Below are 24883 nucleotides of genomic sequence, written 5' to 3' on the forward strand. Positions count from 1 at the left end.
CACCGCTCAGCGAAGGAAGGCGTCGTAGCCCGTCTTGCAGATGAGCGCGGTGACGACGAACAGGAACATCACCCGCACGAAGCCCGCGCCGTGGCGCAGCGCCAGCCGCGTGCCCAGGAGGCTGCCGACGATGTTGGCGACGGCCAGCGCCAGCGCGTAGTGCCACCACACGTGGCCCTTCCAGGCGAACAGGCTCAGCGCCGCGAGGTTGGTGGCGGTGTTCACCAGCTTGGCCGATGCCGACGCATGCAGGAAGTCGTAGCCCAGCCAGCGCACGAACAGGAACACCAGGAAGCTGCCGGTGCCCGGCCCGAAGAAGCCGTCGTAGAACCCCAGCACCAGGCCGATGGTGGCGGCCGCGATGGCCTCGGTGCGATGCGACAGCGTGGGCGCGTGGTGCTGCCCCAGGTTCTTCTTGGCCAGCGTGTAGGCCAGCACGGCGAGCAGCACCAGGGGCAGCAGCTTGCGAAGGAAGTCCGGCGACACCACCGTCACCGCCCACGCGCCGACGAACGCGCCCACCAGCCCGCACACGGCGGCCGGGACCATCGCGTGCCAGTGCAGGTCGACGCGCCGGCTGAATTGAAGCGCCGCGATCGCGGTGCCCCAGACGGAGGCGCTCTTGTTGATGCCGAACAGGGTCGCAGGATGCGTGTTCGGCAGGATGGCGAACAGCGCCGGCACCAGGATCAGCCCGCCGCCACCCACGATGGCATCCACGAAACCGGCCAGCAGCGAGGCCAGTGCCATCCACAACAATTCCATTGCGCCGATTCTCGCATCGGCTCCCCGTGCGGCCCGCGCCTGCATGGGCTGGGTGGGCGATGCAAAACAAAAGGGCGCCGGGGTGAGCCGGCGCCCTTGAAAAATGCATCTTCGATGCCGCTGTTCGTTGTGCTGTTCTGTCTTGTCTCCTCGGCCCCTCGCCCTTCGCGGACGTTGTCCGCTGCGAGTGCGCGAACTCTAGCGGGCCGCACCGCTGTAGTGCATCGGGATTTTCCCGGCCCGGGCTTCGCAGGCGAGGCGTGGTCCTGCACGAGCGGAAAAAACGCGATGCTATAGTGCCTCGCGGCTCCTCAAGGGGCCGCACCCACAACGGATTCATGCAAGCAACTGGATCGGCTCCCACGGCCGCCGCGCAAATGACGGACTGCCGCAAGAGAGGGATGGCCAGTGCCGCCGCGCCCTCCCACTGAATCCTTTTCCATCAACGCCATGCGGTCCTGCGGGGTCGCGATGCTCCTGCTCTCGGCACTCACGGCCGCCGCGCAACCCGCGGCACCGGAGCATCCGCTCTTGACTGGATCGCTGGGCCTGACCCACCGCAAACTCATCGAACGCGCGCCTTCCGGTGCACGCCTCCTGACGGAGCGTGGCCCCATGGTCCAGCTTCAGCTGCAAGCCGAGCGCCCGCTCGCCGAGGGTCGCGCGCTCGCCCTGCGGGGCCACTTCCTCGGCGGCGACTTGGACTACGACGGCCAGACCCAGGCCGGGGTGCCCCTGACCACGCGCACGCGCCAGTCCGAAATCGGTGCCGACCTGATGCTGCGACCGCACGCGCCCGCGGCCTGGGGCGAGGCCTGGCTGACGCTGGGCCTGCTCGCCAACCGGCGCGCCATCCACAGCACGCCCATCGCGGGCGGGCTGGACGAGGTGTCGTCCGCGGCGCTGGTCGGCCTGCGCTGGCGCAGTCCGGCGTTCGCGCCCGTCATGCAGTGGAACGCCCGCGTCGAGGCCGAAGCGCGCGCCAGCGTGTGGCATCGGCTGGACGTGGACTTCCACGGCGTATTGGACAAGACGCACTTCGAAGGCGCGCGCAAGCGCATGCTCGCCCTGCGCGTGCTGGCCTCGCCCGCGCACTCGCCGTGGGAGTGGGGCCTGGAGTGGTCCGGTCTTCACCAGTCGATCAGCAAGTCGGTGGGCGTGTCGCGCGGCGGCGTGCCGCTGGCCAACACCACGGTGCGCCAGCCGGAGCTCACCACGCGCGACGTCACCGTGCGCGTCGGCCGCAGCTTCTAGGCGGCTTCGCGCAGCACCCAGTCGGCCGCCTTCTCGGCCATCATCAGCGTGGGCGAGTTGGTGTTCCCGCTGGTGATGGTGGGCATCGCGCCCGCGTCCACCACGCGCAGCCCCGCCACGCCGCGCACCCGCATCTGCGAGTCCAGCACCGCCATCGGATCGTCGTCACGTCCCATGCGCGTGGTGCCGACCGGGTGGAAGATGGTGGTGGCGATGTCGCCGGCCAGGCGCGCCAGCTCGTCGTCGCTCTGGTACTGCGTGCCGGGCCGCCATTCCTCGGGCTGGTACTTCGCCAGCGCGGGCTGGGCGCAGATGCGCCGCGTCAGGCGCAATGAATCGGCCGCCACCTGCCGGTCCTGCGGCGTGCTGAGGTAGTTCGGCGCGATCGCCGGCGCGTCCTCGAAGCGCGGGCTGCGGATGCGCACGAAGCCGCGGCTGGTCGGGTTCAGGTTGCACACGCTGGCGGTGAACGCGTTGAACGGATGCAGCGGCTCGCCGAAGGCGTCCAGGCTCAGCGGCTGAACGTGGTACTCCAGGTCCGGGTGCGGCTTGTCCGGCGAGCTGCGGGTGAAGGCCCCGAGCTGCGAGGGCGCCATGCTCATGGGGCCGCTGCGCATCAGCAGGTACTGCAGGCCGATGCGGGCCTTGCCGTGCCAGCTGTTGGCCAGCGTGTTGAGCGTGGTCACGCCCTGCACCTTGAACACGGCGCGGATCTGCAGGTGGTCCTGCAGGTTCTCGCCCACGCCGGGCAGGTCGTGCAGAACCGGCACGCCGTGCTGCTGCAGCAGCGCGCCGGCGCCGATGCCGGACAACTGCAGCAGCTGCGGCGAGCCGATGCTGCCCGCGCACAGCAGCACCTGCGACCGGGCCGTGGCCTGCACCAGCTCCTGGCCGGTCCAGACCTCCGCGCCTTCGCAGCGCAGCGCGCCGTCGTCGCCTCGCGCCAGGCGCAGCCGCTTGACGTGCGCGTTGGTCCACATCTCGAAGTTCGGTCGGCCGTAGCAGATCGGCCGCAGGAAGGCCTTGGCCGTGTTCCAGCGCCAGCCGTTCTTCTGGTTCACCTGGAAGTAGCCCACGCCTTCGTTGTCGCCGCGGTTGAAGTCCTCGCTGTGCGGGATGCCGGCCTCCTGCGCGGCCTGCGCGAAGGCGTCGAGCACGTCCCAGCGCAGGCGCTGGCGCTCCACCCGCCATTCGCCGCCCGCGCCGTGCGCGGCGTCGGCGCCCTTGTAGTAGTCCTCGTGCTTCGTGAAGTAGGGCAGGCAGTGTTCCCAGCGCCAGTTGGCATCGCCGGTGACCTGGGCCCAGTGGTCGTAGTCGCGCGCCTGGCCGCGCATGTAGATCATGCCGTTGATGCTGGAGCAGCCGCCCAGCGTCTTGCCGCGCGGGTAGCGCAGCTGCCGGCCGTTGAGGCCTTCGTCCGGTTCGGTCTTGTACAGCCAGTCGGTGCGCGGGTTGCCGATGCAGTACAGGTAGCCCACCGGGATGTGGATCCAGTGGTAGTCGTCCTTGTGGCCCGCCTCGATCAGCAGCACCCGCTTGGACGGATCGCGCGAGAGCCGGTTGGCCAGCAGGCAGCCGGCCGTGCCCGCGCCGATGATGATGTAGTCGAACGTGGTGTCGCTCATTCTTCTCGTGTCTCCTCGCGGGACGCCGGGAGCGCCCCCACCCCGGCCCTCCCCCGCAGGGGAGGGAGTGAACAGCCGCTATTTCGCCGTCGGCATCACGAACTCGGCGCCCTTGCCGATGCTCTCGGGCCAGCGCTGCATGATGGACTTCTGCTTGGTGTAGAAGCGCACGCCTTCCTCGCCGTAGGCGTGCATGTCGCCGAACAGGCTCTTCTTCCAGCCGCCGAAGCCGTGCCAGGCCATCGGCACCGGGATCGGCACGTTGACGCCCACCATGCCCACCTGCACGCGGCGCGAGAACTCGCGCGCGGTGTTGCCGTCGCGCGTGAAGAGCGACACGCCGTTGCCGTACTCGTGCGAGTTGATCAGCTCCACGGCGCCGGCCAGGTCTTTCACGCGAACGCAACCGAGCACCGGCCCGAAGATCTCTTCCTTGTAGATCTTCATGTCCGGCGTGACGTTGTCGAACAGCGAGCCGCCGATCCAGAAGCCGTTGTCGCAGCCGGCACCGGCCTTGGCCGCCTGGAACGAGCGGCCGTCCACGACCAGCTTGGCGCCCTCGTCCACGCCGTGGCCGATGTAGCCGGCGATGCGCTCGTGCGCCACCTTGCTGACGATGGGGCCCATCTCGGCGTCCAGCTCGGTGCCGTTCTTGATCTTCAGCTGCTGCGTGCGCTCGGCCAGCATCGGCAGGATCTTGTCGGCCGCCTCACCCACCAGCACGCCCAGCGAGATCGCCATGCAGCGCTCGCCCGCGGAGCCGAAGGCGGAGCCGATGAGGGCGTCCACCGCCTGGTCGAGGTCGGCGTCGGGCATCACCACCATGTGGTTCTTGGCGCCGCCCAGCGCCTGCACCCGCTTGCCGTGGCGCGCGCCGGTCTCGTAGATCTTCTGCGCGATGGCGGTGGAGCCGACGAAGGAGATCGCCTTCACGTCGGGGTGCTCCAGCAGCGCATCGACCGCGTCCTTGTCGCCCTGCACCACGTTGAACACGCCATCGGGCAGGCCCGCTTCCTTCAGCAGGCGGGCCATCATGATCGAGGCCGTCGGGTCCAGCGGGCTGGGCTTGAGCACGAAGCAGTTGCCCGCGGCGATGGCCACCGGGTACATCCACATCGGCACCATCACCGGGAAGTTGAACGGGGTGATGCCCGCCACCACGCCCAGCGGCTGGCGCATCGTCCAGTTGTCGATGCCGGTGGACACCTGGTCGGTGTACTGGCCCTTGAGCAGCTGCGGGATGCCGCAGGCGAACTCCACGATGTCGATGCCGCGGGTGACCTCGCCCTGCGCATCGGTGAACACCTTGCCGTGTTCGACGGTGATGGCGCGCGCCAGTTCGTCGCGGTGCTTGTTGAGCAGCTCCAGGAACTTGAACATCACGCGCGCGCGGCGGATTGGCGGCATGTCGGCCCAGGCCGGGAAGGCCTTCTGGGCGCTGGCCACGGCCTTGTCCACTTCGGCGCTGCTGGCCAGCGCCACCTTGCCGGTGACCTGGCCCAGGGCGGGGTTGAAGACGTCGGCGCTGCGGCCGCTCTGGCCGGGCACGACGCGTCCGTCGATCCAGTGGTCGATGGAGGTGACGGCGCCGGCGGTGCGGGTGGAATCGGGTGCGTTCATGGTCGTCTCGGACGGAGGTCTCGGACCTGCCAGTCTACGGCGGGCCACCACCCCCGCCAATCGGCCGCTGCGCCTACGGCCCGGCCAGGGGACTGCCGCTAGCATTGCAAGTCCTTACAGGATCATGCAGGAAGCCACCACGCCCCGCCTGGAAACCTCCGCCGACGGTGGGGCGCACGCCAGGGTGCTGGGCCAGTGGACGGCGGCGCAGTTCGCGCGCCGCGGCCGGCTCGACGAGTTGCGCAAGGCTCTTTCCGGCTTCGACGCCGCGGCCGCCTGGGACCTGCGCGGAGCCGAACAGCTCGATCACGTCGGCGCCCAGCTGCTCTGGGACCACTGGGGCCGCCGCCGCCCGCAGCGGCTGGCGCTGCTGCCCGCGCAGGGCGCGGTGCTGGAACGCGTCGAGCGGTTCACCACCGAGCCGCCACTGCGCCGGCACCGCGGCTGGCGCGGGCGCTACCTCGCGCTGGGCGAGTCGGTGCTGCACAAGGCCCACCAGCTGCGCGAGTTCGTCCGCCTGGTCGGCCAGCTGGCGCTCAACGTGCTGCGCCTGGCGCGCGCGCCGCAGGAAGGCCCCTGGCGCGACTTCTCCGGCCACCTGTACCACATCGGCGCGACCGCGCTGCCGATCACGGCGCTGGTCGGCTTCCTCATCGGCGTGGTGCTGGCCTACCTCACGGCCAAGCAGCTGCGCCAGTTCGGTGCCGATGCGTACATCGTGAACATCCTGGGCGTCGCGCTCATCCGTGAGCTGGGGCCGATGCTGGCGGCCATCCTGGTGGCCGGGCGCTCCGGCTCCTCGATCACCGCGCAGATCGGCGTGATGCGGGTCACCGATGAGCTCGACGCGATGAGCGTGATGGGCATCTCGCACAGCTTCCGCCTGGTGCTGCCGCGGGCCATGGCCCTGGCCATCGCCATGCCGCTGGTGAGCGTCTGGACGACGTTCTCGGCGCTGGCGGGCGGCATGCTGGCCGCCGACATCTCGCTGGGCATCACGCCCACCTACTTCCTGGGCGCGCTTCCCGAGGCGGTGCAGGTGGGCAACCTGGTGCTGGCCACCGCCAAGTCGGTGGTGTTCGGCCTGCTGATCGCGCTGATCGGCTGCCACTACGGCCTGCAGGTCGAGCCCAACACCCAGAGCCTGGGCCAGGGCACGACGGCCTCGGTGGTCACCTCGATCACGGTGGTGATCCTGGTCGATGCGCTGTTCGCCATCGCCTTCCAGGAGGTCGGGTTCTGATGCCGGCGCCCACGTCCGGACCGCGGCCGGTGGACGACGGCGAGGCCATGGTGGAGATCCGCGGGCTGCGCACCCAGTTCGAGCTGCCCGGGCGCAGCTTCGTCGTGCACGAGGACCTGGACTTCGTCGTGCGGCGCGGCGAGGTCGTGTCGCTGGTGGGCGGCTCGGGCACCGGCAAGACCGTGCTGCTGCGGCAGATCCTGGGCCTGGAGCAGCCCGCCGCCGGCGAGATCCGCGTGCTCGGCCGGCCGCTGGAGCAGCAGCTGGGCCGCCGCGGCGCGTCCAGCCGCGTGGGCATGCTGTTCCAGCACGGCGCGCTGTTCTCCGCGTTCACCTTGCTGGAGAACATCGCCTTTCCCCTGCGCGAGCTGCGCACCCTGCCCCGCCCGCTGGTGCACCAGGCCGCGATGGTCAAGCTGCAGATGGTCGGCCTCAAGCCGGAGGACGCGACCAAGATGCCGGCCGACCTGTCGGGCGGCATGATCAAGCGGGTGGCGCTGGCGCGGGCGCTGATCATGGACCCGCCGCTGCTGCTGCTGGACGAGCCCACCGCGGGCCTGGACCCGGACAGCTCCGACGGCTTCGTGACGCTGCTGCGCGCGCTGCACCGCGAGCTGGCGCTCACCGTGATCATGGTGACGCACGACCTGGATACCCTGTTCGAGCTGTCCACCCGCATCGCCGTGCTGGCCGACCGCAAGGTCATCGTGACCGGACCGCCCAAGGAGGTGATCGCGTTCCAGCACCCCTTTGTGCATGATTTCTTCCTTGGCCAACGCGGCCAGCGCGCGATGGAACTGCTGCGCGAGTACCCCTTCGCCGTCTAGGAGCACCACCCCATGGAAAACAAAGCCCACGCCCTGGCCGCCGGCCTGTTCGTGCTGGCGCTGGCCGTCCTGCTGCTGCTGCTGGGCGCCTGGCTCACGCGCGAGTCGGGCAGTCTCCACGCCTACGAGATCTCGACCCGCGAATCGGTCACCGGCCTGCAGGAGCAGGCGCCGGTGCGCTACCGGGGGGTCGACGTGGGCAAGGTCACGGCGATCGGCTTCGATCCCAAGGCGCAGGGCAACGTGCTGGTGCGGCTGGACATCGAGCAGGGCACGCCCATCACGCGCGACACCTTCGCCACGCTCTCGTTCCAGGGCGTGACCGGCCTGGCCTTCGTGCAGCTGGACGACAGCGGCCAGCAGGCCGCGAAGCTGGAGCCCAACGACGAGGTGCCGCCTCGCATCCCGCTGCGGCCGGGGCTGCTGTCCAAGCTGGCCACGCGCGGCGAGGCCATCCTCGACCAGGTCGAGCAGATCACCTCGCGGGTCAACCAGATGGTGTCCGAGACCAACGAGAAGAAGGTGGCCGGCACGCTGGACAACGTGTCCAGGGCCGCGGCCAGCCTCACCACCCTGAGCGACAACCTCAACGCCACGGTCACGGCGCAGTTCGGCCCGCAGCGGGTCGACATCCCGCAGCTGGTGCGCCGCGCCGACGACGCGCTCGCCTCGGTGCGCGAGACCTCCGAGCAGACCCGCTCCACCATCGCCGAGATCGGCCGCACGGCGAACCGCCTCAATGCCAAGGACGGGCCGATGGACCGGCTGGCCGAAGGCACGGAAGCGCTGTCCCGGGCCGCCGACTCCTTCAACTCGGCCACGCTGCCGCGCCTGAACAAGGTCAGCGAGGACACCTCGCGCGCGGTGCGCCAGCTCAGCCGCACGGTCAACGCCATCAACGACAACCCGCAGTCGCTGATCTTCGGCACCGGCCGCATCGACCCGGGGCCGGGCGAGCAGGGCTTCACGGCGCCGGGGGGCGCGCAATGAGCCGGGTCCTGCGCCTGGCGCTCGCGGCGGTGTCGCTGGCGCTGCTGGCCGGCTGCGCCGCGGTGGTCGACCGGCCGGTGCGGCCCTCCCTGTTCGACATGGGGCCGCTGCCGCCCCTCTCGCCGCCGATCGACCGGCCGGGCCCGCGCCTGGCGCTGGTGCTGCCGGAGATCGAGGCTTCGGGTGCGCTGGAAGGCTCCGCCGTGCTCTACCGGCTGGGCTATGCCGACGACCACCAGCTGCGCGCCTATGCGCAGTCGCGCTGGAGCGCGCCGCCGCCGCAGCTGGTGCGCCAGCGCCTGCGCCAGCAGCTCGGGCGCGAGCGGCCGGTGCTGAACCTGGACGAGAGCGCCACGCTGGCGCGCGAGAGCGGGCAGCCGCTGTACCTGCTGCGCATGGAGCTGGAGGAGTTCGCCCACGTGTTCGACTCGCCGGCCGCCAGCCGCGGCGTGATCCGCCTGCGCGCGACGCTGTTCGCCAGCACGCCCGCCGGCGAACGCCTGCTGGGCCAGCGCAGCATCGCGGTGCAGGGCGTCGCGCCCTCGCAGGACGCCTCCGGTGGCGTGCGTGCGCTGACCGAGGCCACGGATGCCGCGGCCGCGGACATCAGCCAGTGGCTGGTGCAGACGCGGGCGACGCCGTGAGCCCCGCGTGCGTGGTGCGTGGTAGGGGCGCTTCACGGTGAACGACAGGACGGAGTTTTCCGACACCACGGGTGCCGCGGAGCTGGTCACCAGCGTCGCGCCGCGCCGGTCGGTGCGCGAGGGCCTGGAGGCCGCGGGCCTGGAGGTGCTGGGGCCGTGCGAACGCTTGTCTGCGCGGCAGGACCTGCGCGAGGCGGCCTTCCTGCAGGACTTCACCCCGGCCGAGGTCGACATCCTCGGTGAATCGATGCTGCGGGTGCGCGCCCAGCCGGGCCAGGTGCTCATCGCCGAGGACGATGCGAGCGACTGGATGCTGCTGCTGCTCTCGGGCACCGTGGACGTGGGCAAGCGCAAGGTGGGCGTCGAGCCCGCGAGCGCCACGCCCGGGGACGGCACCGCGCGCGTGGCCGTGCTGCGGCCGGGCGCCACGGTGGGCGAGATGTCGATGCTGGATGGCGAGCCGCGCTACGCCAGCTGCTGGGCGCTCAGCGAGGTCGAGGTCGCCGTGCTCTCGCGCGCCGCCGTCGCCGGCCTGATCACCGAACACCCGGCCGTGGGCGCCAAGCTGCTGGTGAAGATCACGCAGCTGCTCGCCCAGCGCCTGCGCAACACCAGCAATCAGCTGCTGCGGTTGCTGCAGAAGGTCTGACGCTTCGCGCTCAACCCGCGAGCGCCGGAAACAACTTCACCAGCCCCACCGCCATCACCTCCACCGCCAGCGCCGCGAGGATCAACCCCATCAGCCGCGTCATCACGCTGATGCCGGTCTTGCCCAGCACGCGCGCGATGGGCTCGGCGAGCGTGAAGCTCACCGCGGTGGCCAGTGCGATCACCACGCCGTAGCCGACCAGCGCGGCCATCTGCCAGACGGTCTGGGCCCGTTCGGCGTAGATCACCACCGTCGAGATGGTGGCCGGCCCCGTGAGCAGCGGGATGGTGAGCGGCACCACGGCGATGCTTGCGCCCCTCGCGGCCTTCTCCGCGCCCTGCTCCATGTCCTGCGTCGAGGGCTTGGCTTCCGCCGGACGGGCGTTGAGCATGTTCAGCGAACTGGCCAGCAGCAGCATGCCGCCGCCCACCTGGAAGCTCGCGAGCGAGATGCCGAAGAACGCGAGCACCTGCAGGCCCAGCAGCGCGCTGATGGCGATGACCATGAACGCGGTGAACGCCGACGTCAGCGCCGTGCCCCGGCGCTGGTCCGGCGAGAAGCCTTCGGTGTAGTGGATGAAGAAGGGCACGATGGCCAGCGGGTTCACCACCGCCAGCAGCGTGATCAGCGGCTTGAAGTCCATCTCAGGCCGCGTCGGCCGCGGGCGTGCGGCGGCGGAACATGCCGTAGCCCTCCATGTGCAGCACCTGCTCGCCGCGCTGGTTGGACATCTCCCAGACCGAGCGCACGAGGCCGAGGTCGGGCCGGCTGTTGAGCGGCCGCGATTCGGTGATGCGGTGCTTGAGCCAGAGCGTGTCGCCGGGGAACACCGGCTTCATCCAGCGCAGGTTCTCCAGGCCCGGCGAGCCCATGCTGCTGGACTCGCGCAGGAAGTTGTCCACCGTGAGGCGCATCGCCATCGCGCAGGTGTGCCAGCCGCTGGCGCACAGGCCGCCGAACACCGAGGCGCGGCCGGCCTCCGCGTCCAGGTGGAAGGGCTGCGGGTCGAACTTCGCGGCGAACTCGCGGATCTCGTCCTCGGTGGGCGTGATGCTGCCCAGGTCGCGCACGCTGCCCGGCTGCAGGTCCTCCCAGTACCAGCGGATCGCCATCAGCGGCCCCCCGACACTTCAACCAGGCTCATCGTCGTGTAGCTGGCCTCCGGCGAGAGCAGCCACACGATGGCCTGCGCGACTTCGTCGGCCGTGCCGGCGCGCTGCATCGGCACCTGGGGCGTCAGCTGCTTGACGCGGTCGGGGATGCCGCCGGACGCATGGATGTCGGTCTCGATCAGCCCCGGCCGCACCGCGTTGACGCGGATGCCTTCGGCGGCGACCTCCTTGGCCAGCCCGAGCGTGAAGGCGTCGATGGCGCCCTTGGCCGCGGCGTAGTCCACGTACTGCGCCGGCGAGCCCAGGCGGGCCGCGGCGCTGGAGACGTTGACGATGGCGCCGCCCGGCCCGCCGTGGCGCGTGCTCATCCGGCGGATGGCCTCGCGGGCGCAGAGGAAAGAGCCGATCACGTTGATGCCGAACATGCGCTGCAGGCGCTGCCCGCTCATCTCGTCGACGCGCGATGCGAGGTCGACCACGCCGGCGTTGTTCACCAGGTCGGTGACGCGACCGAGCTGGGCGTCGACCTGCTCGAACAGGCGCACCACCTGCGCTTCGTCGGAGACGTCGGCCTGGATCGCGACCGCGCGGCGGCCGGCGGCCCGCACGTCGTCCACCACCTGATTCGCCGCAGCTTCGTTGGCGGTGTAGTTCACCGCGACCGACCAGCCGCGCGCCGCGGCGAGGCGTGCGGTCGCGGCACCGATGCCGCGGCTCGCGCCCGTGACCAGGACCACTCGTTCCACCTGCACCTCCTCGGCTTGGCCGACTACGATAACGGCCGATTAGAACAAAGGACAGGAGACTGCATGGCCCCCGCCATCGACTACTTCTTCGCCGCTCAGAGCCCGTGGACCTACCTGGGCCACGAGCGCTTCGTGCGCATGGCCCGCGCGGCCGGCGCGCAGGTTCGCGTGCGGCCGGCCGACTACGGCAAGGTGTTCCCGGCCAGCGGCGGACTGCCCCTGCCCAAGCGCGCGCCGCAGCGGCAGGCCTACCGGCTGGTCGAGCTCAAGCGGTTCTCGGACCACCTGGGCGTGCCCCTGAACGTGCAGCCCAGGCACTTCCCGGTGAACCCGGACGATGCCTCGCGCCTCATCGTCGCGGTCGAACGCGACGATGGCGCCGACGCGGCCCTCGCGCTCAGTGGCGCCGTGTTCGCCGCGGTGTGGCGGCAGGAGCGTGACATCGCGAGCGCGCAGGTGCTCGGTGAACTGCTGTCCGAGTGCGGGCTGCCCGCCGCGCGGCTCGAGGGCAGCCGCGAGCCTGCTGTCCAGCAGGCCTACGAGGCCAACACGCAGGCCGCGATTGACGCCGGCGTCTTCGGTGCGCCAAGCTACGTGGTCGACGGCGAGATCTTCTGGGGCCAGGATCGCCTGGACTTCCTCGAACGCAAGCTGCGATCTTTCAACTGACAAGGAGACCAAACGATGGGTGCTTTCGTGGACCTTCAGGCCGCCGACGGGTTCGGCTTCCCTGCGTATGTCGCGCAACCCGCGGGCAAGCCCAAGGCCGCGGTGGTGGTGCTGCAGGAGATCTTCGGCGTCAACTCGCACATCCGGTCGGTGGCCGACGGCTACGCCAAGGAAGGCTACCTGGCCGTGGCGCCCTCCACCTTCCACCGCGTCAAGCCCAATGTCGAGCTGGGCTACACCGAAGAGGACATGGGGGCCGGCTTCGCGCTCAAGACCGCCGTGGAAGCGCTGCCCGCGCCCGGCGTGATGCAGGACATCCAGGCCGCGATCAGCCACGCGGCGCAGGCCGGCAAGGTGGGCATCGTCGGGTTCTGTTGGGGCGGCCTGCTGTCCTGGCGCTCGGCCTGCACGCTCGACGGGCTCTCGGCCGCGGTCACGTACTACGGCGGCGGCATGACCACGCCCGATGAGGCCAGGCGCCAGCCCCGCGTGCCGGTGCTCTCGCACTTCGGCGACCAGGACCACTGGATCACGCTGGAGAGCGTGGAGGCCTTCCGCAAGTCGCAGCCCCAGGTCGAGGTCCACGTCTACCCGGCCAACCACGGCTTCAACTGCGACCAGCGCGGCTCCTGGAACGAACCCGCGGCCAAGCTGGCGCGCGAGCGCACGCTGGCGTTCTTCGCCAAGCACCTTGCCGGCTGACGTGCCGCGCCTGTTCGCCCGGGCGGCGGTGATGGCCGTCATGGCCGGGTCCGCCGCGTTCGCGGTGGCGGCCGACTACACCGGCCCCCTGTTCGACGCGCACCTGCACTACAACGAGGAGGCCTGGGACGGCAAGCAGGGGCCGCATCCCCTGGACGACGTGCTGGCGCGCATGAAGCGCAACGGCGTGCGGGCCATCATCGCCAACTCGCGGCCGAACGACGGGACCCATGCGCTCTCGTCTTCCGCGCAGACGCGCGCGGCGGGCGTCACCGTCGTGCCCTTCGTGCGCCTGTATCGCAACCGCGCCGACTACAGCAACTGGTTCCGCGACGAGAGCATCCACGCGATGGTGCAGGCCGAGCTGGCGCGCGGCACGGGGTCGGGGCCTTTCCGCGGCATCGGCGAATTCCACCTCTACGACAGCGCCAATGCGGACGGCCCGGTCGCGCGCAAGCTGATGCAGCTGGCCGAGGAAAAGCAGCTCGCGGTGCTGGCCCACGTGGACGACAAGGCGGTCGACCTGCTGATGGCGCACACCGCCTCGCGCGGGCAGCGCCTGCGGCTGATCTGGGCCCACACCGGCATCGGCGGCGCGCCGGTGGCGCGCGTCGACCAGCTGATGGCCAAGTACCCGCTGCTGGTGGGCGAGCTCTCGTACCGGCCTGGCCTCACCTGCGAGGCCGGCAAGCTGTGCCCCGAGTGGCGGCAGCTGCTGCTGAAGTACCCCGACCGCTTCGTGATCGGCTCGGACACCTGGGTCAACCAGCGCTGGCTCTACTATGACGAGTTGATGGCCGGCTACCGCACCTGGCTGGGCGACCTGCCCGCCGATGTCGCCCGCAAGGTGGCGTGGGGCAATGCCGCCGGCCTGTTCGGACTCTCGCAACCATGATCCAGCTTCACCATTACCCCAGCACCGCGGCCATGATCCCGCACCTGGTGCTGGAAGAGATGGGCGTGCCCTACGAGCGCGTCCACGTCGACCGCATGGCCGGCGCGCACAAGGCCCCGGACCAGCTGCGCCTGAACCCCAACGGCCTGTTGCCCGTGCTGGTCGAGGGCGACCTGGTGCTGTACGAGACGGCGGCCATCGTGCTGCACCTGTGCGACACGCATCCGCAGGCCGGGCTCGCGCCGGCGGTTGGAAGCCCGGAGCGCAGCCATTTCTACAAGTGGCTGGCGTGGCTGACCAACACGCTGCAGGCCACGCTGATCGTCTACTTCTATCCGGAGCGCTGGGTGGACGAGGGCAACGCCGAAGGCGCGGCCCAGGTGCGCCGGCATGCGCAAGCCCGGGTGGGGACGCTGCTCGACCAGCTCGACGCCGAACTGGCACGCACCGGCGGCCCGTGGTTCATGGGCGAGCACTACAGCGCGCTGGACCCGTACGTGTTCACGCTCTGCCGCTGGACGCGCAATTTCGACAAGGGGCGCGCGCGCGAGCGTCCGAACCTGGGGCCCTACCTGCAGCGCATGCTGGAGCGGCCTGCCGTGCGACGCGTGCTGGACAACGAAGGCCTGCAGCCGCCCTACGTCTGAGCGAGCCAGTCGCGCAGCCGCAGCGCGTCGCCCGCGGCGGCCTGTCCGGCCGTGTTGTCGAAGATGCACCAGACCTCGCGGCCGGCCTGCGTTTCCAGGGCGATGCGGTCGGCCAGCGGCCGCAGCACGTCGTCGGGATACGAGGAGTAGTAGGTCCGCGGGGAGCCATGCAGCCGCAGGTACACCAGCTGCGGCCAGCCGCCGGGCGCACGACCGGCTTCGTGGCGAACCGGGTCGGCCAGGACGCGCGCCACGCGGCGCCCGGCCAGCCAGGAGTCCACATCGCCGGAGAACCAGCTCGCATGGCGGGGTTCGAGCGCCACGGCGCCTCGGTAGCAGCGCGCGAGCGCGTCGAAGAACCGGCCCGCCACCTGCGCATCGAACGCCAGGCTGGGCGGCAGCTGCACCAGCACGCACCCCATCCCCCCGCCCAGGCCGGCGCACTGCTCGAAGAACCCGCGCAACGGCGCATCGCAATCCACCAGCCGGCGCTCGTGCGTGATCGCCTTGGGCAGCTTGGCGGAGAACGCGAAGCCTTCGGGCACGCTGGCCGCCCAGCGTTCGTAGGTCGCGGGCCGGTGCGGCCGGTGGAACGAGGAGTTGATCTCGCTGGCGTTGAACACGCCCGCATAGCGCTGCAGGTGGCTGTCGCCGGCGGGGAAGGCGTCCAGCACCGCCTGCGGAAGCTGCCACCCGGCGCAGCCGATGCGCACCGGTGGCGCTTTCACCGCTCGCTGCGCTCGAGGTAGCGCCGGCGCCAGAACAGCAGGCCGAGCGTGCCGACGATGCCGGCCATCGCGGCCAGGACCACCCAGAACCCCACCGAGTTGCGCAGCAGCGGCATCACCTCGAAGTTCATGCCGAAGACGCCGGTGATCAGGTTCAGCGGCAGGAAGATGGCCGTGAGGGCCGTGAGCGCGCGCATGGTGTTGTTGGTGCGGTTGCTCTGCGCGGAGAAGTGGATCTGCACCACGCTCTCGGCGCCCTCTTCCATGCGCCGCACCTGGTGCACCACGCGCTGGATGTGCTCGACCACGTCGCGGGCGCGGGCCACCAGGCCGTCGCGCTCCGCCTGGGACAGGTGCGCCGGCGGCTGCTCGCGCGCGGTGTCCAGCCACTCCTGCATGGCGTCGTTCTGCTCTTCGCACAGGTCCTCGAGCAGGTGCAGTTCGCGCCGCGCCACCATCAGCGCGCTCCAGCCGCGGAAGTCGGCGCCCGGCCGCAGCAGTTCCTGCTGCCAGCGGTCCATCTCGGTGCTCAGCTGCTTGCGCAGCTCGAGGTAGCTGTCGACCATCACGTTCACCATCCGCAGCATCAGGTCGGCGGGACTGAACGGCAGCCGGCTGCGACTCCCGGCGTAGCCTTCGGCCTGCACCGCATCGGACAGGTAGCGTGCGATGAAGGACCGGGCGGTGAAGCAGCCCTTGGGGTGCACCGTGATGAGCAGCCGGTCGAACACCACGAAGCCGACCGCGCGCGTGCGGATGCGGTGGAAGCTCACCAGCGCGGTCGGCGCCTCCACCGGCTGCTCCTGCAGCTCGCGGTCGACCTCTTCCCCGGTGGCCAGGCGGCGGAACACCACCACGTCGTAGACCGAGGTGTAGTCGTAGTGGGAAGGGTGCGCGCGGTTGGCCAGGTCCTTCACGTGCAGGTCCAGCAGCGGCGAGCCGCCCAGGCGCGCGGCCGCGTTCTGCAGCTTCGGGAGTTCGTCCGCGAGCTCCTCGCGGTCCAGGTAGATCCAGACGAACCCTTCCGTCGGCGCCCGCGCCGGAACCTCGTCGACGAAGCGCAGGGTGCCGCGGGTGAACTCGACGATGTGCATCCGGCGCCTTGCGTCCTCAGGCGCGCAGCCGGCGCGCCGCTTCCAGCGCGAAGTACGTCAGCACGCCATCGGCGCCCGCGCGCTTGAACGCCAGCAGGCTTTCCATCATCACCGCCTCGCCGGCCAGCCAGCCGTTCTGCGCGGCCGCCTGCAGCATCGCGTATTCGCCCGAGACCTGGTAGGCGAAGGTGGGCACGCGGAATTCGTCCTTCACGCGGCGCACGATGTCCAGGTACGGCATGCCGGGCTTGACCATCACCATGTCGGCGCCCTCGGCGATGTCCATCGCGACTTCGCGCAGCGCCTCGTCGCTGTTGGCCGGGTCCATCTGGTAGACCTTCTTGTCGCTCTTGCCCAGGTTGGCGGCCGAGCCCACCGCGTCGCGGAAGGGGCCGTAGAACGCGCTGGCGTACTTGGCGCTGTAGGCCATGATGCGGGTGTGGATGGCGCCGCTGGATTCCAGCGCCTTGCGGATGGCGCCGATGCGCCCGTCCATCATGTCGCTGGGGGCGACGATGTCCACGCCGGCCCCGGCCTGCACCAGTGCCTGGCGCGCGAGCACCTCCACCGTCTCGTCGTTGAGGATGTAGCCGGTGGGATCGAGCAGGCCGTCCTGGCCGTGGCTGGTGTAGGGGTCCAGCGCCACGTCGGTCATCACGCCCAGCGTGGGGAAGCGCTCCTTCAAGCCGCGCACGACGCGCGGCACCAGGCCTTCGGGGTTGCAGGCCTCGCGGCCGTCGGGCGCCTTGAGCGAAGGATCGATGACCGGGAAGAGCGCCAGGGCCGGGATCCCCAGCTTCACGCATTCCTCGGCGACCGGCAGCAGCAGGTCCAGACTGAGTCGCTCCACGCCCGGCATGGAGGCGACCGGCTCGCGGCGCTTCTGGCCTTCGAGGACGAACACCGGGTAGATGAGATCGTGGACGGTGAGCGCGTTCTCGCGAACCAGGTTGCGCGTGAACTCGTCGCGGCGCAGGCGGCGCGGGCGGCCTTGGGGGTAGGAAGCGTGCAGGACCATGATGGGGAAAATTGTGCCCCATCGCCCCTGCCAGCCACCTTCCACGCTCGAAACCCGGGCCGCTTCGCTCGGCTCGCGGTGCCCAACGCATCCGCAACCGGAGGGCCGCGCGCTTGTAAGCAGTGAGGGGGTTTGTTAAATTACGCCCCGGACGGCTTGCCGTCCCCCGCTTTTCCTCCCTGAGCGGGTGCCTTATGTGTGACAGCAAAAAGGCTTGCCAACCCCGGCCGTCGGCCGGGGTTTTTTTTTTGCCCGCGCGCGCGGGCCGCGGGCGGCAGCCCTTCCGTACACTCGGCCCATGCTCTGGGTCAAAGCGCTCCACATCGTGTTCGTCGCCAGCTGGTTCGCGGGCCTGTTCTACCTGCCCCGCATCTACGTGAACCTGGCGATGGTGGCGCCCGGATCGCTGGCCGAACGCGACCGGCTGCTGCTGATGGCCCGCAAGCTCCTTCGCTTCACCACGCTCCTCGCGGTGCCGGCACTCGCCCTGGGCCTGTGGCTCTGGCTCGGTTACGGGATCGGGCGCGGCAGCGGCTGGATGCACGCCAAGCTCGCGGTGGTGCTGCTGGCGGTGGGCTACCACCACGCCTGCGGGGTCCTGCTGCGAAAGTTTGTCGCCGGCGCCACGCCGCGCAGCCACCGCTGGTACCGCTGGTTCAACGAAGTCCCGGTGCTGCTGCTGCTGGCGGCGGTGGTGCTGGTGGTCGTCAAGCCGTTCTGAGGCCGCCCGCGTGACGCTGCGCAAGACCTCGGCCTGGCCGCTGGCGCAGGTCTATGCACTGCTGATCGTCTATGCGAGCCTGTACCCGTTCAGTGGCTGGCGCGACCAGGGCATCTCGCCCTGGGCCTTCCTCTCCAGCCCGTGGCCGCGCTACTGGACCGGCTTCGACCTGACGGCCAACACCGCGGGCTACGCGCCCCTGGGGTTCCTGCTCGCGCTCGCCGTCCTCCGGCGCGGGGAGATGCCGGACGCCATGCGCAACTGGGCGGCCATCGGCTACGCCACGCTGGGGGGCACCTCGCTGGCCTTCTGCATGGAGTCGCTCCAGACCTACCTGCCCGCGCGCGTGCCCTCGAACCTGGACTGGGGCCTGAATGCGCTGGGCACGTTGCTCGGGGCGGCGCTGGCGGGCGCGCTGGAGAAGTTGGGGGCGATCGACCACTGGAGCCGCTTTCGCCGGCGCTGGTTCGTGGAGGAGCCGCGCGGCGCGCTGGTGCTGCTGGCGCTGTGGCCGATCGCGCTGCTGTTCCCCGCCGCCGTGCCGCTCGGCCTCGGCCAGGTGTTCGAGCGGCTCGAGGGCGCCGTCGCCGACTGGCTGATGGACACGCCGTTCCTCGAATGGCTGCCGGTGCGCGACGTGGAACTGCAGCCGCTGGTGCCGGGCACCGAGCTGGTGTGCGTGGCGCTGGGCGTGCTCGCACCCTGCCTGCTGGCGTATTCGGTGATGCGGTCGGTGCCGCGACGCGCGGTGTTCGCGGCGTTCGTGGCCGTCGTGGGGATAGGCGCCACCGCTTTGTCGGCGGCGCTCAGCTGGGGCCCCGTGCATGCATGGGCGTGGCTCAGTTACCCGGTGCGCCTGGGCCTGCTTACCGGCCTGGCACTGGCCTTCCTGCTGCTGCCGCTGCCGCAGCGCGGGTGCGCGGCGCTGGTGTTGCTGGCGCTGGTGGTGCACCTGAGCCTCCTGAACCAGGCGCCCGAGAGCGCGTATTTCGCGCAGACGCTGCAGACGTGGGAGCAGGGCCGCTTCATCCGCTTCCACGGCCTGGTGCAGTGGCTCGGATGGCTGTGGCCTTACGCGGCCCTGGCCTATGTGCTGGTGCGCGTCTCCACTGGCGAGCCGCGGCCTAGAATCCCGCAATGAGTTCCCCGGACCGGCCCTCCTACTACGAGCGGCACATCTTCTTCTGCCTGAACAAGCGGGACAACGGCGAGAACTGCTGCGCCGACCACAACGCGCAGGCCGCTTTCGACCGTTGCAAGTCCCAGGTCAAGTCGCAGGGCCTCGCCGGTCCCGGCAAGGTGCGCGTGAACAAGGCCGGCTGCCTGGACCGCTGCGCGGCCGGCCCCGTCGCCGTGGTCTACCCCGAAGCCGTCTGGTACACCTACGTGGACCAGCAGGACATCGACGAGATCGTCGAGTCGCACCTGAAGAACGGCCGCGTGGTCGAACGCCTGCTCACGCCGCCGCACCTGGGCCGCTGATCCCCCGAAACGCGATGAATCCGCAGACGCAGCGGCTGCAGGCCCAGGGCGCGGCTGGCGCGATCGAGGTGCGGCGCGACGACCCGCCGCAGGCCCCGGTAGGCGTGGCCTTCATCGCCCATCCCCACCCGCTGTTCGGCGGCACGCTGGACAACAAGGTCGTGCAGACCATCGCGCGCGCCTTCGTGCAGGGCGGCTGGAGCGCCGTGCGCTTCAACTTCCGCGGCGTGGGCGCGAGCGCCGGCGTCCACGACGAAGGGCGGGGCGAGGCCGAGGACATGCGGGCGCTGGTGGACGCGATCGCGCCCGAAGGCCCGATCGCGCTGGCCGGCTTCTCGTTCGGCGCCTTCGTCGCCAGCCACGTGGTGCAGGCGCTCTGGTCCACGCGCGATGTGCGCAAGGTGGTGCTGGTGGGCACGGCCGCCTCGCGTTTCCAGGTGGCGACGCTGCCGCCGGAATCGCACGATCGCGCGCTCATCGTCCATGGCGAGGAAGACGACACGGTGCCGTTGCAATCCGTCATGGACTGGGCGCGCCCGCAGACACTGCCGGTAACCGTCGTGCCCGGTGGCGGCCACTTCTTTCACGGACAATTGCCGCTCCTGAAATCCCTGGTGGCGCGCCACCTCCGTTCCTGAAAATCCCCTTGCCGATGAACCGACTTGCCAAGGCGCTGGCAGCGCCCTTGCTCGCACTTCTTTGCTTCGCCGCCGCCGCCCAGGCGCCGCAACCTCCGGAGATCGCCGCGCGCAGCTACCTGCTGGTGGACGTCAGCGCCAACCAGGTGCTGGCCGGCCGCGACATCGACTCGCCCGTGGAGCCCGCGTCGCTGACCAAGCTGATGTCGGCCTACCTCGTGTTCGACGCGCTGCGCGCCAGGAAGATCACCCTGCAGCAGACGCTGCCCGTGAGCGTGCGCGCCTGGAAGATGCCGGGCTCGCGCATGTTCATCGACCCCAGCATGCAGGTGCCGGTGGAGGATCTGATCAAGGGCATGATCGTGCAGTCGGGCAACGACGCCACGGTCGCCCTGGCCGAGGGCGTGGGCGGCACGGTGGAGCGCTTCGTGGAGCTGATGAACGACCAGGCCAAGGCGCTGGGGATGAATTCCACCGGCTACAAGAACCCCGAAGGCCTGACGGCGCCCGGCCACACCACGACCGCGCGCGACCTGAGCATCCTGGCCACCCGGCTGATTCAGGACTTCCCCGAGTTCGTCAACTACTACTCGATCAGGAAGTACCGCTTCCAGGGCACGCCGAGCGCCAACGACACCAACCGGAACATGCTGCTGTTCCGCGATCCCACGGTCGACGGCCTCAAGACCGGCCACACCGAGGCCGCGGGCTACTGCCTGGTGGCCACCGCCAAGCGCGACTTCCCCAATCTGCCCGGGCGCCGCCTGCTGTCCATCGTGCTGGGCACCAGCAGCGAGAACGTGCGCGCCAACGAGTCGCAGAAGCTGCTGAACTGGGGCTTCACGGCCTGGGAGGGCATCAAGCTGTTCGACGCCAACCAGGCGGTCGTCTCGCCGGAGGTCTGGAAGGGCACGGCCAAGACGGTCAAGCTCGGCCGGCCGCAGGCAGTGGTGGTGGCGGTGCCGGCGGGTACCGCGGCCCAGCTGAAGACCGCCGTGGCGCGCCCCGACCCGCTGGTGGCGCCGTTCACCAAGGGCCAGCAGATCGGCACCCTCAAGGTGCTGGCCGGCGACAAGCCCGTGACCGAGGTGCCGCTGCTGGCGCTGGAGGCCGTGGAGCAGGCCGGCGTGCTCGGCCGTGCCTGGGACGCCTTGCGGCTGTGGGTGAAGTAACCCGGGCGTAAGCGCCCACTCTGATCCGCCCGGGCCCGGCGTGCGGGCCCCCGCGTTGCGGGGAAACCCGTCCCGGGCTATACTGGCGGGCTTTCCCGCAATTGGGGCGGGGAAGCTACGCGCGCACCGAGGTGCGCTGTCGTGCGCGCCGCGAGAGTCTTTGCGGGGCGCCTTTTTTCCAGACGTTTAGGGACGTTTTTCTTCAATGCCAACCATCAATCAACTGGTGCGTCAGGGGCGGGAGGTCGAAAAGACCAAATCCAAGTCGCCCGCGATGCAGAACAGCCCCCAGCGCCGTGGCGTGTGCACCCGCGTGTACACCACGACGCCCAAGAAGCCGAACTCGGCGCTGCGCAAGGTCGCCAAGGTGCGCCTGACCAACGGTTTCGAGGTCATCTCGTACATCGGCGGTGAAGGCCACAACCTGCAGGAGCACTCGGTGGTGCTCGTGCGCGGCGGCCGCGTCAAGGACCTGCCCGGTGTGCGTTACCACATCGTCCGCGGTTCCCTGGACCTGCAGGGCGTCAAGGATCGCAAGCAGTCCCGCTCCAAGTACGGCGCCAAGCGCCCGAAGAAGGCCTAAGAAGTTTTTCGTTTGTCGGTGCTTCGATCGCTCGGCAGGCGAATCGAAGCGTAGTGACCCGCTGTTTCGGGTCGAGTAAGCGGGAAGCCCGATTGGCTCCCCAGGCCCCCGGAAGGGACCCGCCAAGCTGAAGCAACAAAGAGGTGAATAGAAATGCCACGTCGTCGCGAAGTCCCTAAGCGTGAAATCCTGCCGGATCCCAAGTACGGCAATGTCGAGCTCGCCAAGTTCATGAACGTCATCATGCAAGGCGGCAAGAAGGCGGTCGCCGAGCGCATCGTCTACGGCGCGCTCGAGCAGATCGAGAAGAAGAACCCGGGCCGTGACCCGGTGGAAGCCTTCACCATGGCGATCAACAACGTCAAGCCCATGGTCGAGGTGAAGTCCCGCCGCGTCGGCGGCGCCAACTACCAGGTGCCGGTGGAAGTGCGTCCGGTGCGTCGCCTGGCGCTGTCCATGCGCTGGCTCAAGGAAGCCGCCAAGAAGCGTGGCGAGAAGTCGATGGCCCTGCGTCTGGCCAACGAACTCATGGAAGCCACGGAAGGCCGTGGCGGCGCCATGAAGAAGCGTGACGAAGTGCACCGCATGGCCGAGGCGAACAAGGCCTTCAGCCACTTCCGCTTCTAAGTACCGTCCCCACCTGTGGAGCGGGCCCGCCACGAGCGGGCCTTTTCCCCTTTCAACGAAAGATCATCATGGCCCGCAAAACGCCCATCGAGCGCTATCGCAACATCGGGATCTCGGCGCACATCGACGCCGGCAAGACCACGACCACCGAGCGCATCCTGTTCTACACCGGCGTGAACCACAAGATCGGTGAAGTGCACGACGGCGCCGCCACCATGGACTGGATGGAGCAGGAGCAGGAGCGCGGCATCACGATCACGTCGGCCGCCACCACCTGCTTCTGGAAGGGCATGGACATGTCCTTCCCCGAGCACCGCATCAACATCATCGACACCCCCGGCCACGTGGACTTCACCATCGAGGTGGAGCGCTCCATGCGCGTGCTGGACGGCGCCTGCATGGTGTACTGCGCCGTGGGCGGCGTGCAGCCGCAGTCCGAGACGGTCTGGCGCCAGGCCAACAAGTACCGCGTGCCGCGCCTGGCGTTCGTCAACAAGATGGACCGCACCGGCGCCAACTTCTTTAAGGTCTACGACCAGATGAAGCAGCGCCTGAAGGCCAACCCGGTCCCGATCGTCATCCCGATCGGCGCCGAGGAGAACTTCAGGGGCGTGGTCGACCTGCGCAAGATGAAGGCCATCATCTGGGACGAGGCGTCCCAGGGGATGAAGTTCACCTTCGAGGAGATCCCGGCCGACCTGGTGGCAGCCGCCAAGGAATGGCGCGAGAAGATGGTCGAGGCGGCCGCCGAAGCCTCCGAGGAACTGATGAACAAGTACCTCGAGGAAGGCGACCTGACCGAAACGGAGATCACGCTGGGCCTGCGCACCCGCACCATCGCCGGCGAGATCCAGCCGATGCTGTGCGGCACCGCCTTCAAGAACAAGGGCGTGCAGCGCATGCTCGACGCCGTCATCGAACTGATGCCTTCCCCGGTGGACATCCCCCCGGTCAAGGGCATGGACGAGGACGAGCAGCCGACCACCCGCAAGGCCGACGACAACGAGAAGTTCTCGGCGCTGGCATTCAAGCTGATGACCGACCCGTTCGTGGGCCAGCTGACCTTCGTGCGCGTCTACTCCGGCGTGCTGTCCAAGGGTGACAGCGTCTACAACCCGATCCGCGGCAAGAAGGAACGCATCGGCCGCATCGTGCAGATGCACGCCAACAACCGCCTGGAAGTGGACGAGATCCGCGCCGGCGATATCGCCGCCTGCGTGGGCCTGAAGGACGTCACCACGGGTGAAACCCTGTGCGACCCGTCTTCCATCGTCATGCTCGAGCGCATGGTGTTCCCGGAGCCGGTGATCGCCCAGGCCGTCGAGCCCAAGACCAAGGTCGACCAGGAAAAGATGGGCATCGCCCTGAACCGGCTGGCCGCCGAAGACCCGTCGTTTCGCGTGCGGACCGACGAGGAATCGGGCCAGACCATCATCGCCGGCATGGGCGAGCTGCACCTGGAAATCATCGTCGACCGCATGAAGCGCGAGTTCGGCGTGGAAGCCAACGTCGGCAAGCCGCAGGTGGCCTACCGCGAGACGATCCGGCGCGTGGTCGAGGACGCCGAAGGCAAGTTCGTGCGCCAGTCGGGCGGCAAGGGCCAGTACGGCCACGTCGTGCTGAAGCTGGAGCCGAACGAGCCGGGCAAGGGCATCCAGTTCGTCGACGCCATCAAGGGCGGCGTGGTGCCGCGCGAATTCATCCCGGCGGTGGAAAAGGGCATCAACGAAGCGGTGACGCAGGGTGTGCTGGCCGGCTATCCGGTGGTGGACGTCAAGGTCACGCTGCACTTCGGTTCGTACCACGACGTGGACTCGAACGAACTGGCTTTCAAGATGGCCGCCATCTTCGGCTTCAAGGAAGGCGCCAAGAAGGCCCAGCCGGTCATCCTCGAGCCGATGATGGCCGTGGAAGTCGAGACCCCGGAAGACTACGCCGGCAACGTGATGGGCGACCTGTCCTCGCGCCGCGGCATGGTCCAGGGCATGGAAGACATGGTCGGTGGCGGCAAGGCCATCAAGGCCGAAGTCCCGTTGGCTGAAATGTTCGGCTACTCGACGACCCTGCGCTCGATGTCGCAGGGCCGTGCCACGTACACGATGGAGTTCAAGCACTACGCCGAAGCTCCGAGGAACGTGGCCGAGGCGATCGTCGCCGCGCGCGCCAAGTGATGTGACGAAGGCGGGGCCCGCCCCGCCGCGTCACGTCAACCCCGCGCAGGCGGGGATCCAGAAAGTCTGCGACCAGACGCCCCCCGCTGCCCGTGGCGAGGGAAACAGCAGTCCGGTGCAGACGTTAAACCCAGTACACGGGCACGCTCTTTTGAGGAACTGAAATGGCAAAAGGTAAATTCGAGCGCACGAAGCCGCACGTCAACGTGGGCACCATCGGCCACGTGGACCACGGCAAGACCACGCTGACGGCGGCGATCA

General features: G+C 69.6%; 28 protein-coding genes. 19 read left to right on the forward strand and 9 right to left on the reverse strand.

Going from position 1 to position 24883, the window contains the following annotated elements; translation table 11 throughout:
* Positions 1 to 6 precede the first annotated feature (6 nt).
* The gene (locus ASG30_RS08070) at positions 7 to 765 is read right to left on the reverse strand and encodes a sulfite exporter TauE/SafE family protein (RefSeq protein ID WP_055894711.1); all 759 of its coding nucleotides are present in this window, start codon (positions 763 to 765) and stop codon (positions 7 to 9) included.
* A gap of 615 nt (positions 766 to 1380) precedes the next feature.
* Here ASG30_RS08070 and ASG30_RS08075 point away from each other — a divergent pair.
* The gene (locus ASG30_RS08075; RefSeq protein WP_055894714.1) at positions 1381 to 2019 is read left to right on the forward strand and encodes a hypothetical protein; all 639 of its coding nucleotides are present in this window, start codon (positions 1381 to 1383) and stop codon (positions 2017 to 2019) included.
* Here ASG30_RS08075 and ASG30_RS08080 read toward each other — a convergent pair.
* Positions 2016 to 3644 carry a GMC family oxidoreductase gene (locus ASG30_RS08080; protein WP_055894715.1) on the reverse strand — a complete coding sequence of 543 codons (1629 nt, stop codon included), beginning with the start codon at positions 3642 to 3644 and terminating at the stop codon, positions 2016 to 2018. The genes ASG30_RS08075 and ASG30_RS08080 overlap by 4 nt on opposite strands.
* Positions 3645 to 3722: 78 nt before the next feature.
* Positions 3723 to 5264 carry a CoA-acylating methylmalonate-semialdehyde dehydrogenase gene (locus ASG30_RS08085; RefSeq protein WP_055894717.1) on the reverse strand — a complete coding sequence of 514 codons (1542 nt, stop codon included), beginning with the start codon at positions 5262 to 5264 and terminating at the stop codon, positions 3723 to 3725.
* A gap of 124 nt (positions 5265 to 5388) precedes the next feature.
* On the opposite strand from ASG30_RS08085, the gene ASG30_RS08090 reads away from it, so the two are divergent.
* The 5 genes from ASG30_RS08090 to ASG30_RS08110 are packed head-to-tail and all read left to right on the forward strand — an operon-like array spanning position 5389 to position 9617.
* The gene (locus tag ASG30_RS08090; protein ID WP_055894720.1) at positions 5389 to 6507 is read left to right on the forward strand and encodes an MlaE family ABC transporter permease; all 1119 of its coding nucleotides are present in this window, start codon (positions 5389 to 5391) and stop codon (positions 6505 to 6507) included.
* Complete coding sequence (locus tag ASG30_RS08095) at positions 6507 to 7334, forward strand: ABC transporter ATP-binding protein (RefSeq protein WP_055894723.1); 828 nt, start codon at positions 6507 to 6509, stop codon at positions 7332 to 7334. Before ASG30_RS08090 ends, ASG30_RS08095 begins: the two co-directional genes overlap by 1 nt.
* 12 nt (positions 7335 to 7346) lie before the next feature.
* The gene (locus ASG30_RS08100; RefSeq protein WP_055894726.1) at positions 7347 to 8324 is read left to right on the forward strand and encodes an MlaD family protein; all 978 of its coding nucleotides are present in this window, start codon (positions 7347 to 7349) and stop codon (positions 8322 to 8324) included.
* A complete protein-coding gene (locus ASG30_RS08105) occupies positions 8321 to 8968 on the forward strand; it encodes an ABC-type transport auxiliary lipoprotein family protein (protein ID WP_055894728.1) in 648 nt (215 codons plus the stop codon). Before ASG30_RS08100 ends, ASG30_RS08105 begins: the two co-directional genes overlap by 4 nt.
* Positions 8969 to 9005: 37 nt before the next feature.
* The gene (locus ASG30_RS08110) at positions 9006 to 9617 is read left to right on the forward strand and encodes a Crp/Fnr family transcriptional regulator (protein ID WP_082521958.1); all 612 of its coding nucleotides are present in this window, start codon (positions 9006 to 9008) and stop codon (positions 9615 to 9617) included.
* Positions 9618 to 9627: 10 nt separating this feature from the next.
* Here the strand turns inward: ASG30_RS08110 and ASG30_RS08115 are convergent, their stop codons facing one another.
* The 3 genes from ASG30_RS08115 to ASG30_RS08125 are packed head-to-tail and all read right to left on the reverse strand — an operon-like array spanning position 9628 to position 11475.
* Positions 9628 to 10260 carry a MarC family protein gene (locus ASG30_RS08115; protein ID WP_055894731.1) on the reverse strand — a complete coding sequence of 211 codons (633 nt, stop codon included), beginning with the start codon at positions 10258 to 10260 and terminating at the stop codon, positions 9628 to 9630.
* Between the two features lies 1 nt (position 10261).
* Positions 10262 to 10729: a MaoC family dehydratase gene (locus tag ASG30_RS08120; protein ID WP_055894733.1), complete on the reverse strand. Its 468-nt coding sequence runs from the start codon at positions 10727 to 10729 to the stop codon at positions 10262 to 10264.
* Positions 10729 to 11475 carry an SDR family oxidoreductase gene (locus ASG30_RS08125; protein WP_055894736.1) on the reverse strand — a complete coding sequence of 249 codons (747 nt, stop codon included), beginning with the start codon at positions 11473 to 11475 and terminating at the stop codon, positions 10729 to 10731. Before ASG30_RS08125 ends, ASG30_RS08120 begins: the two co-directional genes overlap by 1 nt.
* 63 nt (positions 11476 to 11538) lie before the next feature.
* Between ASG30_RS08125 and ASG30_RS08130 the strand changes: the two genes are divergently transcribed.
* Genes ASG30_RS08130 through ASG30_RS08145 form a run of 4 tightly spaced genes read left to right on the forward strand, consistent with a single transcriptional unit; the run spans position 11539 to position 14388 of the window.
* Positions 11539 to 12144 (forward strand): 2-hydroxychromene-2-carboxylate isomerase, encoded by a 606-nt coding sequence (locus ASG30_RS08130; protein ID WP_055894739.1) that lies wholly within the window; start codon positions 11539 to 11541, stop codon positions 12142 to 12144.
* Between the two features lie 15 nt (positions 12145 to 12159).
* The gene (locus ASG30_RS08135; protein ID WP_055894742.1) at positions 12160 to 12846 is read left to right on the forward strand and encodes a dienelactone hydrolase family protein; all 687 of its coding nucleotides are present in this window, start codon (positions 12160 to 12162) and stop codon (positions 12844 to 12846) included.
* Positions 12847 to 12877: 31 nt separating this feature from the next.
* Positions 12878 to 13741 carry an amidohydrolase family protein gene (locus tag ASG30_RS08140; protein ID WP_055894844.1) on the forward strand — a complete coding sequence of 288 codons (864 nt, stop codon included), beginning with the start codon at positions 12878 to 12880 and terminating at the stop codon, positions 13739 to 13741.
* Positions 13738 to 14388: a glutathione S-transferase family protein gene (locus ASG30_RS08145; RefSeq protein WP_055894745.1), complete on the forward strand. Its 651-nt coding sequence runs from the start codon at positions 13738 to 13740 to the stop codon at positions 14386 to 14388. Before ASG30_RS08140 ends, ASG30_RS08145 begins: the two co-directional genes overlap by 4 nt.
* Here ASG30_RS08145 and ASG30_RS08150 read toward each other — a convergent pair.
* Genes ASG30_RS08150 through hemB form a run of 3 tightly spaced genes read right to left on the reverse strand, consistent with a single transcriptional unit; the run spans position 14379 to position 17228 of the window.
* The gene (locus ASG30_RS08150; protein ID WP_055894747.1) at positions 14379 to 15116 is read right to left on the reverse strand and encodes a DUF72 domain-containing protein; all 738 of its coding nucleotides are present in this window, start codon (positions 15114 to 15116) and stop codon (positions 14379 to 14381) included. The two genes, ASG30_RS08145 and ASG30_RS08150, sit on opposite strands and share 10 nt — an antisense overlap.
* Positions 15113 to 16210, reverse strand: coding sequence for a magnesium transporter CorA family protein (locus ASG30_RS08155; protein ID WP_055894750.1), 1098 nt, complete (start codon positions 16208 to 16210; stop codon positions 15113 to 15115). The genes ASG30_RS08150 and ASG30_RS08155 overlap by 4 nt, the downstream gene beginning before the upstream one ends.
* A 16-nt stretch (positions 16211 to 16226) precedes the next feature.
* Positions 16227 to 17228, reverse strand: a complete 1002-nt coding sequence (gene hemB / locus ASG30_RS08160) for a porphobilinogen synthase (protein ID WP_055894753.1) — start codon at positions 17226 to 17228, stop codon at positions 16227 to 16229.
* Between the two features lie 298 nt (positions 17229 to 17526).
* Here hemB and ASG30_RS08165 point away from each other — a divergent pair, with 298 nt between their 5' ends.
* The 9 genes from ASG30_RS08165 to ASG30_RS08205 form a co-directional block, all read left to right on the forward strand.
* On the forward strand, positions 17527 to 17949 hold the full coding sequence (locus tag ASG30_RS08165) for a CopD family protein (RefSeq protein ID WP_055894756.1): 423 nt from the start codon (positions 17527 to 17529) through the stop codon (positions 17947 to 17949).
* 16 nt (positions 17950 to 17965) lie between these two features.
* Positions 17966 to 19090, forward strand: a complete 1125-nt coding sequence (locus ASG30_RS08170) for a VanZ family protein (protein ID WP_055894846.1) — start codon at positions 17966 to 17968, stop codon at positions 19088 to 19090.
* Positions 19087 to 19431 (forward strand): (2Fe-2S) ferredoxin domain-containing protein, encoded by a 345-nt coding sequence (locus tag ASG30_RS08175; protein ID WP_055894759.1) that lies wholly within the window; start codon positions 19087 to 19089, stop codon positions 19429 to 19431. Before ASG30_RS08170 ends, ASG30_RS08175 begins: the two co-directional genes overlap by 4 nt.
* A gap of 14 nt (positions 19432 to 19445) precedes the next feature.
* The gene (locus ASG30_RS08180) at positions 19446 to 20069 is read left to right on the forward strand and encodes an alpha/beta hydrolase (protein ID WP_055894762.1); all 624 of its coding nucleotides are present in this window, start codon (positions 19446 to 19448) and stop codon (positions 20067 to 20069) included.
* A gap of 14 nt (positions 20070 to 20083) precedes the next feature.
* A complete protein-coding gene (locus ASG30_RS08185) occupies positions 20084 to 21241 on the forward strand; it encodes a D-alanyl-D-alanine carboxypeptidase family protein (protein WP_055894765.1) in 1158 nt (385 codons plus the stop codon).
* 205 nt (positions 21242 to 21446) lie between these two features.
* Positions 21447 to 21824 (forward strand): 30S ribosomal protein S12, encoded by a 378-nt coding sequence (gene rpsL, locus ASG30_RS08190; protein ID WP_017759704.1) that lies wholly within the window; start codon positions 21447 to 21449, stop codon positions 21822 to 21824.
* Positions 21825 to 21977: 153 nt separating this feature from the next.
* On the forward strand, positions 21978 to 22451 hold the full coding sequence (gene rpsG / locus ASG30_RS08195) for a 30S ribosomal protein S7 (RefSeq protein WP_055894768.1): 474 nt from the start codon (positions 21978 to 21980) through the stop codon (positions 22449 to 22451).
* Between the two features lie 68 nt (positions 22452 to 22519).
* Positions 22520 to 24622, forward strand: coding sequence for an elongation factor G (gene fusA / locus ASG30_RS08200; RefSeq protein WP_055894770.1), 2103 nt, complete (start codon positions 22520 to 22522; stop codon positions 24620 to 24622).
* A 164-nt stretch (positions 24623 to 24786) separates the two neighbouring features.
* The coding region (locus tag ASG30_RS08205; RefSeq protein ID WP_033470817.1) for a GTP-binding protein at positions 24787 to 24883 on the forward strand (97 nt) is incomplete at its 3' end.

The organism is Ramlibacter sp. Leaf400 (genome assembly GCF_001424545.1).
GTDB lineage: Bacteria > Pseudomonadota > Gammaproteobacteria > Burkholderiales > Burkholderiaceae_C > Ramlibacter.

What these genes read in the sequence shown, in the direction of transcription:
- hemB (WP_055894753.1), bottom strand. Translation starts at nt 17,228, where the DNA reads ATGGTCCTGCACGCTTCCTACCCCCAAGGCCGCCCGCGCCGCCTGCGC.
- ASG30_RS08130 (WP_055894739.1), top strand. Translation starts at nt 11,539, where the DNA reads ATGGCCCCCGCCATCGACTACTTCTTCGCCGCTCAGAGCCCGTGGACC.
- ASG30_RS08085 (WP_055894717.1), bottom strand. Translation starts at nt 5,264, where the DNA reads ATGAACGCACCCGATTCCACCCGCACCGCCGGCGCCGTCACCTCCATC.
- fusA (WP_055894770.1), top strand. Translation starts at nt 22,520, where the DNA reads ATGGCCCGCAAAACGCCCATCGAGCGCTATCGCAACATCGGGATCTCG.
- rpsL (WP_017759704.1), top strand. Translation starts at nt 21,447, where the DNA reads ATGCCAACCATCAATCAACTGGTGCGTCAGGGGCGGGAGGTCGAAAAG.
- ASG30_RS08075 (WP_055894714.1), top strand. Translation starts at nt 1,381, where the DNA reads ATGGTCCAGCTTCAGCTGCAAGCCGAGCGCCCGCTCGCCGAGGGTCGC.
- ASG30_RS08100 (WP_055894726.1), top strand. Translation starts at nt 7,347, where the DNA reads ATGGAAAACAAAGCCCACGCCCTGGCCGCCGGCCTGTTCGTGCTGGCG.
- ASG30_RS08165 (WP_055894756.1), top strand. Translation starts at nt 17,527, where the DNA reads ATGCTCTGGGTCAAAGCGCTCCACATCGTGTTCGTCGCCAGCTGGTTC.
- ASG30_RS08095 (WP_055894723.1), top strand. Translation starts at nt 6,507, where the DNA reads ATGCCGGCGCCCACGTCCGGACCGCGGCCGGTGGACGACGGCGAGGCC.
- ASG30_RS08140 (WP_055894844.1), top strand. Translation starts at nt 12,878, where the DNA reads ATGGCCGTCATGGCCGGGTCCGCCGCGTTCGCGGTGGCGGCCGACTAC.
- ASG30_RS08180 (WP_055894762.1), top strand. Translation starts at nt 19,446, where the DNA reads ATGAATCCGCAGACGCAGCGGCTGCAGGCCCAGGGCGCGGCTGGCGCG.
- ASG30_RS08090 (WP_055894720.1), top strand. Translation starts at nt 5,389, where the DNA reads ATGCAGGAAGCCACCACGCCCCGCCTGGAAACCTCCGCCGACGGTGGG.
- ASG30_RS08185 (WP_055894765.1), top strand. Translation starts at nt 20,084, where the DNA reads ATGAACCGACTTGCCAAGGCGCTGGCAGCGCCCTTGCTCGCACTTCTT.
- ASG30_RS08080 (WP_055894715.1), bottom strand. Translation starts at nt 3,644, where the DNA reads ATGAGCGACACCACGTTCGACTACATCATCATCGGCGCGGGCACGGCC.
- ASG30_RS08120 (WP_055894733.1), bottom strand. Translation starts at nt 10,729, where the DNA reads ATGGCGATCCGCTGGTACTGGGAGGACCTGCAGCCGGGCAGCGTGCGC.
- ASG30_RS08070 (WP_055894711.1), bottom strand. Translation starts at nt 765, where the DNA reads ATGGAATTGTTGTGGATGGCACTGGCCTCGCTGCTGGCCGGTTTCGTG.
- ASG30_RS08145 (WP_055894745.1), top strand. Translation starts at nt 13,738, where the DNA reads ATGATCCAGCTTCACCATTACCCCAGCACCGCGGCCATGATCCCGCAC.
- ASG30_RS08105 (WP_055894728.1), top strand. Translation starts at nt 8,321, where the DNA reads ATGAGCCGGGTCCTGCGCCTGGCGCTCGCGGCGGTGTCGCTGGCGCTG.
- rpsG (WP_055894768.1), top strand. Translation starts at nt 21,978, where the DNA reads ATGCCACGTCGTCGCGAAGTCCCTAAGCGTGAAATCCTGCCGGATCCC.
- ASG30_RS08175 (WP_055894759.1), top strand. Translation starts at nt 19,087, where the DNA reads ATGAGTTCCCCGGACCGGCCCTCCTACTACGAGCGGCACATCTTCTTC.
- ASG30_RS08155 (WP_055894750.1), bottom strand. Translation starts at nt 16,210, where the DNA reads ATGCACATCGTCGAGTTCACCCGCGGCACCCTGCGCTTCGTCGACGAG.
- ASG30_RS08115 (WP_055894731.1), bottom strand. Translation starts at nt 10,260, where the DNA reads ATGGACTTCAAGCCGCTGATCACGCTGCTGGCGGTGGTGAACCCGCTG.
- ASG30_RS08135 (WP_055894742.1), top strand. Translation starts at nt 12,160, where the DNA reads ATGGGTGCTTTCGTGGACCTTCAGGCCGCCGACGGGTTCGGCTTCCCT.